At 64.5% G+C, this 15,684-nt stretch carries 11 protein-coding genes and 3 tRNA genes; 12 read left to right on the forward strand and 2 right to left on the reverse strand.

The features are described from left to right. Positions 1 to 96 precede the first annotated feature (96 nt). Together GWI72_RS03385 and GWI72_RS03390 are read right to left on the reverse strand one after the other, a co-directional pair. Positions 97 to 603, reverse strand: a complete 507-nt coding sequence (locus GWI72_RS03385) for a PaaI family thioesterase (RefSeq protein WP_161675640.1) — start codon at positions 601 to 603, stop codon at positions 97 to 99. Between the two features lie 138 nt (positions 604 to 741). Continuing rightward, the gene (locus GWI72_RS03390) at positions 742 to 1,311 is read right to left on the reverse strand and encodes a MarR family winged helix-turn-helix transcriptional regulator (protein WP_161707868.1); all 570 of its coding nucleotides are present in this window, start codon (positions 1,309 to 1,311) and stop codon (positions 742 to 744) included. Between the two features lie 543 nt (positions 1,312 to 1,854). Between GWI72_RS03390 and GWI72_RS03395 the strand changes: the two genes are divergently transcribed. The 12 genes from GWI72_RS03395 (at position 1,855) to rpoC (ending at position 15,648) form a co-directional block, all read left to right on the forward strand. Continuing rightward, positions 1,855 to 1,939: transfer RNA gene (locus tag GWI72_RS03395), tRNA-Tyr, on the forward strand. 22 nt (positions 1,940 to 1,961) lie between these two features. Then, positions 1,962 to 2,035, forward strand: a tRNA-Gly gene (locus GWI72_RS03400). Between the two features lie 175 nt (positions 2,036 to 2,210). Continuing rightward, entirely contained in the window at positions 2,211 to 3,401 is a 1,191-nt protein-coding gene (gene tuf, locus GWI72_RS03405) for an elongation factor Tu (RefSeq protein WP_161675642.1), read from the forward strand. Positions 3,402 to 3,519: 118 nt separating this feature from the next. Continuing rightward, positions 3,520 to 3,595, forward strand: a tRNA-Trp gene (locus GWI72_RS03410). Between the two features lie 105 nt (positions 3,596 to 3,700). Next, positions 3,701 to 3,898 (forward strand): preprotein translocase subunit SecE, encoded by a 198-nt coding sequence (gene secE / locus GWI72_RS03415; protein WP_161675643.1) that lies wholly within the window; start codon positions 3,701 to 3,703, stop codon positions 3,896 to 3,898. A 38-nt stretch (positions 3,899 to 3,936) separates the two neighbouring features. Beyond that, complete coding sequence (nusG, locus tag GWI72_RS03420; protein WP_161675644.1) at positions 3,937 to 4,470, forward strand: transcription termination/antitermination protein NusG; 534 nt, start codon at positions 3,937 to 3,939, stop codon at positions 4,468 to 4,470. Positions 4,471 to 4,616: 146 nt separating this feature from the next. Further along, positions 4,617 to 5,048 (forward strand): 50S ribosomal protein L11, encoded by a 432-nt coding sequence (rplK, locus tag GWI72_RS03425; protein ID WP_161675645.1) that lies wholly within the window; start codon positions 4,617 to 4,619, stop codon positions 5,046 to 5,048. Between the two features lie 5 nt (positions 5,049 to 5,053). Continuing rightward, the gene (gene rplA, locus GWI72_RS03430) at positions 5,054 to 5,749 is read left to right on the forward strand and encodes a 50S ribosomal protein L1 (RefSeq protein WP_161675646.1); all 696 of its coding nucleotides are present in this window, start codon (positions 5,054 to 5,056) and stop codon (positions 5,747 to 5,749) included. A gap of 316 nt (positions 5,750 to 6,065) precedes the next feature. Beyond that, complete coding sequence (gene rplJ / locus GWI72_RS03435; RefSeq protein ID WP_161675647.1) at positions 6,066 to 6,584, forward strand: 50S ribosomal protein L10; 519 nt, start codon at positions 6,066 to 6,068, stop codon at positions 6,582 to 6,584. Positions 6,585 to 6,647: 63 nt separating this feature from the next. Then, positions 6,648 to 7,022: a 50S ribosomal protein L7/L12 gene (gene rplL / locus GWI72_RS03440; RefSeq protein ID WP_161675648.1), complete on the forward strand. Its 375-nt coding sequence runs from the start codon at positions 6,648 to 6,650 to the stop codon at positions 7,020 to 7,022. 187 nt (positions 7,023 to 7,209) lie between these two features. Beyond that, complete coding sequence (gene rpoB / locus GWI72_RS03445; RefSeq protein WP_161675649.1) at positions 7,210 to 11,346, forward strand: DNA-directed RNA polymerase subunit beta; 4,137 nt, start codon at positions 7,210 to 7,212, stop codon at positions 11,344 to 11,346. Positions 11,347 to 11,448: 102 nt separating this feature from the next. Further along, positions 11,449 to 15,648, forward strand: coding sequence for a DNA-directed RNA polymerase subunit beta' (gene rpoC / locus GWI72_RS03450; protein WP_161707869.1), 4,200 nt, complete (start codon positions 11,449 to 11,451; stop codon positions 15,646 to 15,648). The last annotated feature ends 36 nt before the right edge of the window (positions 15,649 to 15,684 follow it).

Raw genomic sequence — 15,684 nt, forward strand, 5'->3', positions numbered from 1 at the left:
AATCGCGGTGCGATTGAACCGCGATTTCACGACGCGCCCGGTTTTCCGCGCCGGCCGTCCGGACGGGGGAACTGACGGGGGCAGGCACCGCCCGCTTCAGGCTGCCTGCAGCGGCAGGATCATGCAGGTGACGGTGCCATGGGCGATGAGCCGCCCCCTGGCGTCGACCAGACGCCCCTCCGCCGTGGAGAGCCGGCTGCCGCGATGGGCGACGCGGCCCTCGCAGCGCACGGCGCCTGATCCCGGCATCAGCGGGCGCACCATGTTCACGGTCAGCGACGTGGTGGTGTAAAGCTCGCCCGGCTTCAGTTCCGTATGCACGGCGCAGCTCATGGCGGTGTCGAGGATGGTGGAGATCCAGCCGCCATGCACGGTGCCCTGCGGGTTCATGTGCGCCTCGCCCGGACGGCCGATGAACACGGCCCGTCCCTGTTCGGCTTCCTCCAGCACGATCTGCATCGTCACCATGATCGGCGGGGCGGGCAGGCGGCCCGCCTTCATGTGCTCGAAGATCTCGAGCCCGGAAAGCGTGGCGATCCGGTCGAGCGGCAGGGCGCCGAGATCGTGGCCAGACAGGTCGGGGAAGGCATCGGAAGGGGTCATGCAAGGTCTCCGTTCGGACAGTTTCAAGGGCAGGGTGATCCGGCCGGCATCACGCCGGCCGACAGCCGGAGGCAGCGGGCGGGCAGGGCGGCCCCGCGGCGCGGCCCTCGCAAGGCCTGCGCACCGGGCCGGACGGGCTCAGGGGACGCCCGGGCGGCGTGCCGCGTCGCGCAGACGCCTCAGGCTGGCGCGGACCGCGGCCGTGTCCTCTGGCCCGAGCGTGTCGACAAGGGCGGTCTGGGCCCGCAGCCATGCCGAGGAGGCCGCACGCAGCACCGTCTCGCCCTTCTCGGTCAGCGTCGGCAGCTGCCGGCGGCCCTGTGCGGCCTGAAGGTCGATCAGGCCGGCTGCCTGGAGCGGGCGCAGGTTGCGCGTCAACGTGGACCTGTCGATCGACAGCAGCCCCGCAAGGTCGCCAAGCGAGGCCGGCTTGCCGGAGGCAATGCCCGCCAGCAGCGAGAACTGGGTCACCTCCAGACCGGTCTCCGCCAGATGCGCATTGTAATGCCGGGTGACGAGATTGGAGGTGCGGCGGACCGCGAGCCCCAGGCAGAGGCGTGCCATGGTTTCGGCGTCCGGCGTGGTCGCGCTGTCCGGTCCCGGGAGGGCCGGGGTCGGACGGGCGAGGTCGGTGCCAGTGCTGATGCCGAGGTCGGTGCCGGCGTCATCGGCGGGGCGCTGGCTTGCGGGATCCGGTGGCTGCGACATGGCGCGTCCGAGGTCGTGATGTAAGTATTGCAGGTACAAGAGCGCATCGCGGCGTCTCTTGCAACTGCAATATGCCGTCGCCTGCCTGATTCTCGTCGCCTTCGGGCCGGGCCCGGGCGGAGGGGCGACCAGGACTTGCGACGCGCGGCAGGTCGCCCCATGCCAGCCGCCGTTTCAGTCCCCCATGTCAGCCCCTCATTTCAGCCCACATGCCTGCCTATGCCCGCCGCCTGCTTGCCCCATCCTTGCGCGACGTCCCGGTGCCTTGCCGGCCACGTCGCGGGACGCAGCTGGCTTCAGCGGCTTGCGTCCGCGCCTGTGGAAACAGTCGAAAGCCCAAGGAAAACAATCATTAAGTTCGTATCTCCCGATGCTTTTGCAGGCTTCGCGGGAGCGGGGAGCGGAAAATTCGGCCCGCCGGACAAATCGGCGTTGACACGGCGAAGGCACATCTGCATAACACGCGCCACAGGACACCCCGCCCTCGCGGCGGGGCGGTCTGTGAAGCCATCCTGACTGCTTCGGACAGAGGCGCGACGGAATGGAGGAGTGCCCGAGTGGCTAAAGGGGACGGACTGTAAATCCGTTGGCTAAGCCTACGTTGGTTCGAATCCAACCTCCTCCACCATCGTCTCCCGAAGTCCGGGTCAGCGGGTGTAGCTCAATGGTAGAGCAGCAGCCTTCCAAGCTGATGACGAGGGTTCGATTCCCTTCACCCGCTCCATCACTGGGTGCCGATCAGAGTGACCGGTACGGGCAGGCCCTGTCCCGGGGTCCTGGACAGAACGGGAAGCAATTCGCTGCCTCCGGGGCGCCTGAGATGGCGACCGCAGCGGCCGGAAAGCGTCCCGCCTCGAACCTAAACGACTGAACCGCGTAACGGATAGAGAGCGACGCCGATGGCGAAGGAAAAGTTTGAGCGCACGAAGCCGCACGTGAACATTGGCACGATCGGCCACGTTGACCACGGCAAGACGACGCTGACCGCAGCGATCACGATGACGCTGGCGGAAGTCGGCGGCGCTGTCGCCAAGGCCTATGACCAGATCGACGCCGCGCCGGAAGAGAAGGCCCGCGGCATCACGATCTCGACCGCCCACGTCGAGTACGAGACGGCCAACCGTCACTACGCCCACGTGGACTGCCCGGGTCACGCCGACTACGTGAAGAACATGATCACCGGTGCCGCCCAGATGGACGGCGCGATCCTGGTGTGCTCAGCCGCTGACGGCCCGATGCCGCAGACCCGCGAGCACATCCTGCTCGCCCGTCAGGTCGGCGTGCCGGCTCTGGTGGTGTTCATGAACAAGGTCGACCAGGTCGACGACGAAGAGCTTCTGGACCTCGTGGAGATGGAGCTGCGCGAGCTGCTGTCGTCCTACGACTTCCCGGGCGACGACATTCCGATCGTCAAGGGCTCGGCCCTGGCGGCTGTCGAGAACCGCGATGCGGCGATCGGCCGTGACGCGATCCGCGCCCTGATGGACGCTGTCGACGCCTACATCCCGACCCCGGAGCGTCCGATCGACCAGCCGTTCCTGATGCCGATCGAAGACGTGTTCTCGATCTCCGGCCGTGGCACCGTGGTGACCGGTCGCGTCGAGCGCGGCATCGTGAAGGTTGGCGAGGAAGTCGAGATCGTCGGCATCCGCGACACCAAGAAGACGACCGTGACGGGCGTCGAGATGTTCCGCAAGCTCCTGGACCAGGGCCAGGCTGGCGACAACATCGGCGCGCTGATCCGCGGCATCGGCCGTGAGGACGTTGAGCGTGGCCAGGTCCTGTGCAAGCCGGGTACGGTGAAGCCGCACAAGAAGTTCAAGGCCGAAGCCTACATCCTGACCAAGGAAGAAGGCGGCCGTCACACGCCGTTCTTCACGAACTATCGTCCGCAGTTCTACTTCCGCACGACCGACGTGACGGGCATCGTGGAACTGCCGGAAGGCACCGAGATGGTGATGCCGGGTGATAACATCTCCGTCACCGTGTCGCTGATCGTGCCGATCGCCATGGAAGAAGGCCTGCGCTTCGCCATCCGCGAAGGCGGCCGCACCGTCGGCGCCGGCGTCGTTGCCTCCATCATCGAGTAAGGTGATGCCTGGCGCCGGTTGTGAACCGGCGCCGCTTACCCTCTGATTTCACTTGCCAAACGGGCAGGTCTGAGGGTAGACAGGACAGGAATTGGGCGGCGTGATCCGCCGCCCGTGCAGGGGTATAGCTCAGTTGGTAGAGCGGCGGTCTCCAAAACCGCAGGTCGCGGGTTCGAGCCCTGCTGCCCCTGCCATTTTTGTTCTTGCAGTTTGGCCGCCGAGGCCTTAAACAGGACCACTCGGGCGGGGCGCGCGGAGGATTCTGCGCGCCCGCTCGTCGTGACAAGACCGGAACCGGAATGGCCAAGACGAATCCCTTCACGTTTATCCAGCAGGTGCGTGCCGAGACGGCCAAGGTTATCTGGCCGACGCGGCGCGAAACGGCTGTGACGACCACCATGGTTTTCCTCATGGTGCTGATTGCGTCTATTTTCTTCCTGCTCGCCGATCAGTTGATGGGGTGGGGAGTGAGCCTGTTGCTTGGACTTGGCAACTGACGTTCGGTATTCACGAAACAAGATGCGGATCTGAGCTCATGCCCAAGCGCTGGTACATTGTGCACGCCTATTCCAATTTCGAGAAGAAGGTGGCCGAGTCCATTCGCGAGAAAGCCGCGCAGAAGGGGCTCTCCGATCTGTTCGAGGAAATCCTCGTGCCGATGGAAAAGGTCGTCGAGGTGCGTCGGGGTCGCAAGGTCGATGCCGAGCGCAAGTTCTTCCCGGGGTACGTGCTCGTGAAGATGGACATGACCGACGAGGCCTTCCATCTGATCAAGAACACGCCGAAGGTGACGGGGTTCCTTGGCGCGGACCAGAAGCCGCAGCCGATCTCCGAGAAGGAGGCCCTGCGCATCCTCAACCAGGTCCAGGAAGGTGTCGAGCGGCCGAAGCCCTCGGTCAGCTTCGAGATCGGCGAACAGGTGCGCGTGTCCGACGGTCCCTTCGCGTCCTTCTCCGGCATTGTCGAGGAAGTCGACGACGAGCGTGCGCGCCTCAAGGTGGCCGTGTCGATCTTTGGTCGTCCGACCCCGGTGGAACTCGAATTCGGTCAGGTCGACAAGGTCGGCTGATCCGGACAGCGGCCCTCGTGGCCGCTGCGGGCGTTTGAGGCGCCCGCATCAAATGGGTGGTGGGAAAGGCAGGCCTTCGCCGGGCTGCCGATCCGGACCACCCGCTCCTGAAAGCCGGTCGCCCGGCATGCTTATAGGAGAGCAGTATGGCGAAGAAGATTGAAGGTTACATCAAGCTGCAGGTGTCGGCTGGCTCCGCCACGCCGTCGCCCCCGATCGGTCCGGCGCTGGGTCAGCGCGGTCTCAACATCATGGAGTTCTGCAAGGCGTTCAACGCGCAGACCCAGGATATCGAGAAGGGCGCTCCGTGCCCGGTCGTCATCACCTATTACTCCGACCGTTCCTTCACGTTCGAGATCAAGACGGCTCCGGTGAGCTTCTTCCTCAAGAAGGCGTCCGGCATCAAGTCCGGCTCCAAGACCCCGGGCAAGGGCGGTTTCGTCGGCAAGGTCTCCAAGGCGCAGGTGCGTGACATCGCCCTGGCCAAGATGAAGGACCTCAACGCCAACGACGTCGAAGCTGCCATGCTCATGGTTGAAGGCTCTGCCCGTTCGATGGGCCTCGAGGTCACGGAGTAAGAACAATGTCGAAGATTGGTAAGCGCATCCGTGCGGCTCGCGAAGGCATCGACCGCAACAAGACCTACGCCCTCGGCGAAGCCCTGACCCTGATCAAGGACCGCGCCAAGGTGAAGTTCGACGAGACCGTCGAAGTGGCGATCAACCTCGGCGTCGACCCGCGTCACGCGGACCAGATGGTCCGTGGCGTCTGCGTGCTGCCGAACGGCACCGGCAAGACCGTCCGCGTCGCCGTGTTCGCGCGTGGCGACAAGGCCGAGGAAGCCAAGGCTGCCGGCGCCGATATCGTCGGTGCGGAAGAGCTGGTGAACGAGGTTCAGGGCGGCAAGATCGATTTCGATCGCTGCATTGCCACGCCGGACATGATGCCGCTGGTCGGCCGTCTCGGCAAGGTGCTCGGCCCGCGCGGCCTGATGCCGAACCCGAAGGTCGGCACCGTGACCCCGGACGTGGCGTCGGCCGTGCGTGACGCCAAGGGCGGCGCCGTGCAGTTCCGCGTCGAGAAGGCCGGCATCATCCATGCTGGCGTCGGCAAGGTCTCGTTCTCGCAGGACGCCCTGATCGAGAACATCCGCGCCCTCATCGACGCGGTGCAGAAGGCCAAGCCGTCCGGCTCCAAGGGTCAGTACCTCAAGCGCATCGCGCTGTCGTCGACCATGGGCCCCGGCGTCAAGGTCGAGCTGGCCTCGATCAACGGCTGAGCCGTCTGAAGAATTCCCCCCGGGTCTTCCGGGGGGATCGGCCCGACCGCAAGGCCGGGTCGTCCCTGTCCGAGACTGCAGGTGCCGGGAAACCGGTTTAAGCCGAATGGGCCTGCATAGATAGGTAAGAACAGAGGTTTCATCGCCCGCAAGGGTGCCAGAGGCCCGTTCGAACCAACTGCCTTGCCGCGCTGCCTGCGGGGCGAGGGGACAGGAACCCTGAGCGTCGTCACGCGTGCGGCCCGGTCACCCGGGTCCTGGCGCGGAACGGCAAAGGCAAACCGGTGGCGGCAACGCCACCAAATGGAGTAGGCAAGTGGAAAGAGCGGAAAAGCACGAGTTCGTGACCGCCCTCAACGAAGTGCTGGCTGGCACTACCGTTGTGGTCGTCGCGCACTATGCGGGCCTCTCGGTAGCCCAGATGACCGCCCTGCGGTCGAAGGTGCGCGACGCCGGCGGGACCTGCAAGGTTGCCAAGAACCGCCTTGTGAAGCTTGCCCTTCAAGGCACTGAACTGGAGCACATCGGTGGCCTGTTCAAGGGCCCGACCCTGATCGCGTTCTCGAACGATCCGGTCGCGGCCCCCAAGGCACTGGTGGAATTCGCCAAGACGACGGACAAGTTCGTCATCCTCGGCGGTGCTCTGGGCAAGACCAACCTGAATGCGGAAGGCGTCAAGTCTCTCGCCACGATGCCGTCGCTCGACGAGCTGCGCGCACGCCTGGTGGGCATGATCCAGACCCCGGCAACCCGCATCGCCCAGGTTGTCAACGCTCCGGCCGGGCAGCTTGCCCGCGTCTTCGGCGCGTATGCCAAGAAGGACGAGGCCGCATAAGGCGCCCCCCAAACACAACTCTGTCTGTAACCAGATATTTGGTTCGAACGTAAGGTAAAGAAAATGGCTGATCTGAACAAGCTGGTCGAAGACCTGTCCGCACTGACCGTCATGGAAGCCGCCGAGCTGTCCAAGATGCTCGAAGAGAAGTGGGGCGTGTCCGCCGCTGCTCCGGTGGCTGTTGCTGCCGTTGCTGCTGCTCCGGCTGCTGCTGCTGAAGAAGAGAAGACCGAGTTCGACGTCGTCCTGGCTGACGCTGGCGACAAGAAGATCAACGTCATCAAGGAAGTCCGTGCCATCACCGGTCTCGGCCTGAAGGAAGCCAAGGAACTCGTCGAAGGCGCTCCGAAGGTCGTGAAGGAGCAGGTCTCCAAGGCTGAAGCTGCCGACATGAAGAAGAAGCTGGAAGAAGCCGGCGCCAAGGTCGAGCTGAAGTAATCCGCTTCATCTGACATCGCGGTCCCGGGGATCCCGGGACCGCACATCCAGCCCCGGCGGGTTCGTCCCGGTTCCGGGGCATTAGTCCCAGATAGGGGACGGTTATCCGAAGCGCCCGGGCCAAGACGGCCCGATTGGACAAGGGGCGTTGCGGACAGCCGTCACCCAGGCGATGCGAGGAGCGACAATGACCCTTACGTTCAACGGTCGCAAGCGTGTCCGGAAGTTTTTCGGATCGATCCGCGATGTTACGGCAATGCCCAACCTCATCGAGGTGCAGAAGGCATCGTACGACCAGTTCCTTCAGGTCGACGAGCCCAAGGGCGGCCGTGGGGATGAGGGCCTTCAGGCCGTCTTCACCTCCGTTTTTCCGATCTCCGATTTCGCGGGCACGGCTCTGCTCGAATTCGTGAAGTACGAGTTCGACCCCCCGAAGTATGACGTTGACGAGTGCCGTCAGCGCGGCATGACCTTTGCCGCGCCGCTGAAGGTGACCCTGCGTCTGATCGTGTTCGATGTCGACGAGGACACCGGCGCGAAGTCCGTCAAGGACATCAAGGAGCAGGACGTCTACATGGGCGACATGCCCTTCATGACGGACAACGGCACCTTCATCGTCAACGGCACCGAGCGCGTCATCGTCTCGCAGATGCACCGCTCGCCGGGCGTGTTCTTCGACCACGACAAGGGCAAGACCCATTCCTCGGGCAAGCTGCTGTTTGCGGCCCGCGTGATCCCCTATCGCGGCTCCTGGCTGGACATCGAGTTCGACGCCAAGGACATCGTCTATGCGCGCATCGACCGTCGCCGCAAGATCCCGGTCTCCTCGCTGCTGATGGCGCTTGGCCTTGACGGCGAAGAGATCCTGAACACGTTCTACAAGAGCGTGTCCTACACCCGCACCGGCAAGGGCGCCTGGCGCATGCCGTTCGACGGCGACCGTCTCAAGGGCACGAAGGCGTCCTACGACATGGTCGACGCCGACACGGGCGAGGTGGTCATCGAGGCCGGTCGCAAGATCACGGCGCGCACCGTCAAGCAGCTGACCGAGAAGGGCGTGAAGGCCCTCAAGGTCACCGACGAGGACCTGCACGGCCAGTATCTCGGCGAGGACGTCGTCGACTACAAGACCGGCGAGATCTATGCCGAGGCCGGCGACGAGCTGAACGGCAAGCTCCTGGAGGAGCTGGTCCAGCGCGGCTACGAGACCCTCGAGATCCTCGACATCGACCACATCAACACCGGTCCGTACATCCGCAACACGCTGGCGGTCGACAAGAACGAGTCCCGCGAGGACGCGCTCTTCGACATCTACCGCGTCATGCGCCCGGGCGAGCCGCCCACCCTGGACAGCGCCGAGGCGATGTTCCAGTCGCTGTTCTTCGACGCGGAGCGCTACGACCTGTCGGCCGTCGGTCGCGTCAAGATGAACATGCGCCTGGACCTGTCCTGCCCGGACACCGTGCGCACGCTGCGCAAGGAAGACATCCTCTCGGTCATCAAGCTGCTGCTCGAGCTGCGTGACGGCAAGGGCGAGATCGACGACATCGACAACCTCGGCAACCGCCGGGTGCGCTCGGTCGGCGAACTGATGGAGAACCAGTACCGCGTCGGTCTGCTGCGCATGGAACGCGCGATCAAGGAGCGCATGAGCTCCGTCGAGATCGACACGGTGATGCCGCAGGACCTGATCAACGCCAAGCCGGCGGCTGCCGCCGTGCGCGAGTTCTTCGGCTCCTCGCAGCTGTCGCAGTTCATGGACCAGACCAACCCGCTGTCCGAAGTGACGCACAAGCGCCGCCTGTCGGCCCTTGGGCCGGGCGGTCTGACCCGCGAGCGCGCCGGCTTTGAAGTCCGCGACGTGCATCCGACCCATTACGGCCGCATCTGCCCGATCGAGACGCCGGAAGGCCCGAACATCGGTCTGATCAACTCGCTGTCGACCTTCGCCCGCGTCAACAAGTACGGCTTCATCGAGAGCCCGTACCGCAAGGTGAAGGACGGCGTCGTGTCCAACGATGTCGTCTACCTGTCGGCCATGGAAGAGGCGAAGCACTACGTCGCCCAGTCCAACGCCGTCATGGACGAGAACAACCGCTTCGTGGAAGAGCTGGTCACCTGCCGTCACGCCGGTGAAAACATGCTCGTTCCCTCCGAGCGCGTCGACCTGATGGACGTGTCGCCGAAGCAGCTCGTGTCGGTCGCCGCCGCGCTCATCCCGTTCCTCGAGAACGATGACGCGAACCGCGCGCTGATGGGCTCGAACATGCAGCGTCAGGCCGTGCCGCTCGTCCGCGCCGAGGCCCCGTTCGTGGGCACCGGCATGGAGCCGATCGTGGCGCGTGACTCGGGCGCGGCCATTGCCGCACGCCGCGGCGGTGTTGTCGACCAGGTGGACGCGACCCGTATCGTCATCCGCGCCACGGAAGATCTCGATCCGTCCAAGTCGGGCGTCGACATCTACCGGCTGATGAAGTTCCAGCGGTCCAACCAGAACACCTGCATCAACCAGCGTCCGCTGGTCCGCGTCGGTGACGTCATCGGCAAGGGTGACATCATTGCCGACGGCCCGTCGACCGACCTGGGCGATCTGGCGCTCGGCCGCAACGTGCTCGTCGCGTTCATGCCGTGGAACGGCTACAACTTCGAGGACTCCATCCTCCTGTCCGAACGCATCGTCTCCGACGACGTCTTCACCTCGATCCACCTGGAAGAGTTTGAAGTCGCCGCCCGTGACACCAAGCTCGGGCCGGAAGAAATTACGCGCGACATCCCGAACGTCTCGGAAGAAGCGCTGAAGAACCTCGACGAAGCCGGCATCGTCTACATCGGCGCCGAAGTGAAGCCGGGCGACATCCTCGTCGGCAAGATCACGCCGAAGGGCGAAAGCCCGATGACGCCGGAAGAGAAGCTGCTGCGCGCCATCTTCGGCGAGAAGGCCTCCGACGTGCGCGACACGTCGCTGCGCCTGCCGCCCGGCGTCACCGGTACGGTCGTCGAGGTCCGCGTGTTCAACCGTCACGGCGTCGAGAAGGACGAGCGTGCTATGGCCATCGAGCGCGAGGAGATCGAGCGCCTGGCCAAGGACCGCGATGACGAGCAGGCGATCCTGGACCGCAACGTCTACGGCCGTCTGGGCGAGATGCTGCGCGGCAAGACCGCCATCTCGGGTCCGAAGGGCGCGAAGAAGGACACGGTCCTGACCGGTGAGGTCCTGGCCGAGTTCCCGCGCTCGCAGTGGTGGCAGTTCGCCGTGGACGACGAAAAGTTCATGAGCGAGATCGAAGCCCTGCGTGGCCAGTATGACGAGAGCCGCAAGCGCCTCGAGCAGCGGTTCATCGACAAGGTGGACAAGCTGCAGCGCGGCGACGAGCTGCCCCCGGGCGTCATGAAGATGGTCAAGGTCTTCGTCGCCGTGAAGCGCAAGATCCAGCCGGGCGACAAGATGGCCGGCCGTCATGGCAACAAGGGCGTGGTCTCCAAGATCAACCCGAACGAGGACATGCCGTTCCTGGCGGACGGCACCCACGTGGACATCGTGCTGAACCCGCTCGGCGTGCCCTCGCGCATGAACGTCGGTCAGATCCTCGAGACCCACCTGGGCTGGGCCTGTGCGGGCATGGGTCGCAAGATCGGTGAGCTGTACGAGGAGTACCGCAAGTCGGGCGAGATCCAGGCGCTCAAGGGCAAGATCGTCGAGATCTATGGCGACAACATCAAGGGCGACGCGGTCAAGGAGTTCGACGACGAGAGCGTCGTGCGTCTCGCCGACCAGCTCAAGAAGGGTGTCTCCATCGCAACGCCGGTGTTCGACGGGGCGCATGAGCCCGACATCGTCGACATGCTGAACATTGCGGGCCTCGATCCGAGCGGCCAGTCGACGCTGTATGACGGGCGGACGGGTGAAGCCTTCGACCGCAAGGTCACCGTGGGCTACATCTACATGCTCAAGCTGCATCACCTCGTGGACGACAAGATCCACGCCCGTTCGATCGGCCCGTACTCGCTCGTGACCCAGCAGCCGCTGGGTGGCAAGGCACAGTTCGGTGGCCAGCGCTTCGGTGAAATGGAGGTGTGGGCGCTCGAGGCCTATGGTGCAGCCTATACGCTGCAGGAAATGCTGACGGTGAAGTCGGACGACGTCGCCGGCCGCACCAAGGTCTACGAAGCCATCGTTCGCGGCGACGACACGTTCGAGGCGGGCATTCCGGAGAGCTTCAACGTTCTCGTCAAGGAAATGCGTTCGCTCGGCCTCAATGTCGAACTGCAGCAGACGGACGCACCGCAGATTACGGAAGAGCCCGCGGCCGACGCGGCGGAGTGAACTCCGCGGGCATTTATACGACCGAAACAGGACTTACCGAGCCGGTTGCGGGGGGCGGGCCACTGAGCCCGCTCCCCATCCGTGCATCGAAGGAGAGAGCCCATGAATCATGAGGTCATGAACCTGTTCAACCAGCAGGCTCCTGCGCAGACCTTCGATCAGATCCGGATCTCGCTCGCCAGCCCCGAAAAGATCATGTCCTGGTCTTTTGGCGAGATCAAAAAGCCGGAAACGATCAACTACCGCACGTTCAAGCCGGAACGTGACGGCCTGTTCTGTGCGCGCATCTTTGGCCCGATCAAGGACTACGAGTGCTTGTGCGGCAAGTACAAGCGCATGAAGTACAAGGGCGTCATCTGCGAAAAGTGCGGCGTGGAAGTGACCCTGTCGCGCGTGCGCCGCGAGCGCATGGGCCACATCGAGCTGGCCGCGCCGGTCGCCCACATCTGGTTCCTGAAGTCGCTGCCCTCGCGCATCGGCCTTCTGCTCGACATGACGCTGAAGGACCTGGAGCGCGTGCTGTACTTCGAGAACTATGTGGTTCTCGAGCCGGGCCTGACCCCGCTGAAGCAGCACCAGCTGCTCACGGAAGAAGAGTACCTGACCGCGCAGGACGAGTACGGCGAGGACGCCTTCACGGCCATGATCGGTGCCGAGGCGATCCGTGAGCTGCTGATGTCGCTCGACCTCGAGCGCGAGAGCGAGAAGCTGCGCGTCGAGATCGCCGAGGCGACCACGGAGCTGAAGCCGAAGAAGCTCGCCAAGCGGCTGAAGGTCATCGAGGCCTTCATGGAGTCCGGCAACCGCCCGGAATGGATGATCATGACCGTGATCCCGGTGATCCCGCCGGATCTGCGTCCGCTCGTCCCGCTGGACGGCGGCCGCTTCGCGACCTCGGATCTGAACGATCTGTACCGCCGCGTGATCAACCGCAACAACCGCCTGAAGCGTCTCATCGAGCTGCGCGCGCCGGACATCATCATCCGCAACGAGAAGCGCATGCTGCAGGAGTCCGTTGACGCCCTGTTCGACAACGGCCGCCGCGGCCGCGTCATCACCGGCGCCAACAAGCGTCCGCTGAAGTCGCTGTCCGACATGCTCAAGGGCAAGCAGGGCCGCTTCCGCCAGAACCTGCTCGGCAAGCGCGTCGACTATTCCGGCCGTTCGGTGATCACCGTGGGTCCGGAGCTGAAGCTGCACCAGTGCGGCCTGCCGAAGAAGATGGCGCTGGAGCTGTTCAAGCCCTTCATCTATTCGCGCCTCGACGCCAAGGGCTTCTCCTCGACCGTGAAGCAGGCGAAGAAGCTGGTGGAGAAGGAGCGTCCGGAAGTCTGGGACATCCTCGATGAGGTGATCCGCGAGCATCCGGTGCTCCTCAACCGCGCGCCGACCCTGCACCGTCTGGGCATCCAGGCGTTCGAGCCGATCCTCATCGAGGGCAAGGCCATCCAGCTGCATCCGCTCGTCTGCTCGGCCTTCAACGCCGACTTCGACGGTGACCAGATGGCCGTGCACGTGCCGCTGTCGCTGGAAGCCCAGCTCGAAGCGCGCACGCTGATGATGTCGACCAACAACATCCTGCATCCGGCGAACGGTGGCCCGATCATCGTTCCCTCGCAGGACATCGTCCTTGGCCTCTACTATCTGTCGATCATGGCGGAGAACGAGCCGGGCCAGGGCATGGCCTTCGGCAACATGGGCGAGATCCAGCACGCGATCGCCAACAAGGTGATCACGCTGCACACGAAGATCCGCGGTCGCTTCAAGACCGTGGACGAGCATGGCAACCCGGTCACGCAGATCCACGAGACCACGCCCGGCCGCATGATGATCGCGGAAATCCTGCCGCGGCATCACGAGGTTCCCTTCGACACCTGCAACAAGCTGATGACGAAGAAGGAAATCTCGCGGATGATCGACACCGTCTACCGCGCCTGCGGTCAGAAGGAGACGGTCATTTTCTGCGACCGCATCATGCAGCTCGGCTTCGTCAACGCCTGCCGCGCCGGCATCTCGTTCGGCAAGGACGACATGGTGATCCCGGACACCAAGCAGAAGCTGGTGGCCGAGACCGCTGCGGCCGTGGCCGAGTACGAGCAGCAGTACAACGACGGCCTGATCACCCAGGGCGAGAAGTACAACAAGGTCGTTGACGCCTGGGCCAAGTGCACCGACCGCGTCGCCGACGAGATGATGAAGCGCATTCAGGCGGTTCAGGTCGACGAGGAGACGGGTCGTCAGAAGCCGATGAACTCGGTCTACATGATGTCCCACTCCGGCGCGCGTGGCTCTCCGGCCCAGATGAAGCAGCTGGCCGGCATGCGCGGCCTGATGGCCAAGCCGTCGGGCGAGATCATCGAGAACCCGATCATCTCGAACTTCAAGGAAGGCCTCTCGGTGCTCGAGTACTTCAACTCGACGCACGGCGCCCGCAAGGGTCTGGCCGACACCGCGCTCAAGACCGCGAACTCGGGTTACCTCACCCGTCGTCTCGTGGACGTGGCGCAGGATTCGATCATCATCGAGCGCGATTGCGGCTCGCAGAACGGCATCACCGTTCAGGCGATCGTGGACGCGGGTCAGGTGATCGCGAGCCTGGGTCAGCGCGTTCTCGGTCGTACCGCGGCCGAAGACGTCTACAACCACGCCACCGGCGAGATCATCGTGCCGAAGGGCCGCATGATCGACGAGAAGGATGTGGAGCTGATCGAGGCTGCCAAGGTGCAGCAGATCAAGATCCGTTCGGTGCTCACCTGCGAGACCGAGACCGGCGTCTGCGGCACCTGCTATGGCCGCGACCTGGCTCGCGGCACGCCGGTGAACATGGGCGAGGCTGTCGGCGTCATTGCCGCGCAGTCGATCGGTGAACCGGGCACCCAGCTCACCATGCGCACGTTCCACATCGGTGGCACGGCGCAGGTGGTGGACTCCTCGTTCATCGAGTCCAACGTCGACGGCTCGATCCGCATGCGCAACCGCTCTGTCGCCCGCGACAGCGATGGCAACCTGATTGCCATGGTCCGCAACATGTCGATCGTCGTCGTGGACAGCGACGGCAACGAGCGTGCGGTCCATCGCGTGACCTACGGCTCGAAGCTGCATGTCGACGAGGGCGATGCGGTCAAGCGCGGCCAGCGGATCGCCGAGTGGGACCCGTACACCCGTCCGATGCTGTCGGAAGTGGATGGCGTGGTCGACTTCGAGGATCTGGTGGACGGTGCGTCGGTGCAGGAAACCACCGACGAGGCGACCGGCATCACCAAGCGCGTCGTCATCGACTGGCGGACCTCGCAGCGTGGTCAGGACCTGAAGCCGGCCGTGGTCATCAAGACCGAGAACGGTTCGGTGGCGAAGCTGGCCCGTGGCGGTGACGCCCGTCTGCTCCTGTCCGTGGACGCCATTCTGTCGGTTCAGCCCGGCAGCCGCGTGAAGGCGGGTGACGTGCTTGCCCGTATCCCGCTGGAAAGCGCCAAGACCAAGGACATCACCGGTGGTCTGCCGCGCGTGGCGGAACTCTTCGAGGCCCGTCGCCCGAAGGATCACGCCATCATCGCGGAAGTCAGCGGCACGATCCGCTTCGGTCGCGACTACAAGAACAAGCGCCGCATCATCGTCGAGCCGCATGACGAGTCGATGGAGCCGGTGGAATACCTGATCCCGAAGGGCAAGCACTTCCATCTGCAGGAAGGCGACGTCATCGAGAAGGGCGAGTACATCCTCGACGGCAACCCGGCACCGCACGACATCCTGGCGGTCAAGGGCGTGGAGGCGCTGGCGGCCTATCTCGTCAACGAGATCCAGGAAGTCTATCGTCTCCAGGGCGTGGTGATCAACGACAAGCACATCGAGGTGATCGTTCGCCAGATGCTGCAGAAGATCGAGATCACCGATGCGGGTGACACGGAGTTCTTCGCCGGCGAGCAGGTGGACCGCATCGACTTCGAGGAAGTCAACGAGCGGATCATCGACGAGGCGAAGACCCCGGCCAAGGGCGTGCCGGTTCTGCTTGGTATCACCAAGGCGAGCCTGCAGACCCGGTCGTTCTTCTCCGCCGCCTCCTTCCAGGAGACGACGCGCGTCCTCACCGAGGCCGCCGTCAACGGCAAGACCGATCCGCTGGTCGGCCTGAAGGAGAACGTGATCGTCGGTCGCCTGATCCCCGCCGGTACCGGTGGCGTGATGAAGCGCATCCGTCAGATCGCGACCCACCGCGACGACCTCATCCTCGAGGAGCGCCGCAAGCGCTCCGACGACAGCGCGGCCGAGGGCCTGCTGGAGGATCTGTCGGGCGCTGCCGAGTAAGGCAGGAAGATCTGGAAAGGCCGCCGCACTGGCGGC

The sequence above is a fragment of the Pannonibacter sp. XCT-53 genome (assembly GCF_009915765.1).
Classification (GTDB): Bacteria; Pseudomonadota; Alphaproteobacteria; order Rhizobiales; family Stappiaceae; genus Pannonibacter; species Pannonibacter tanglangensis.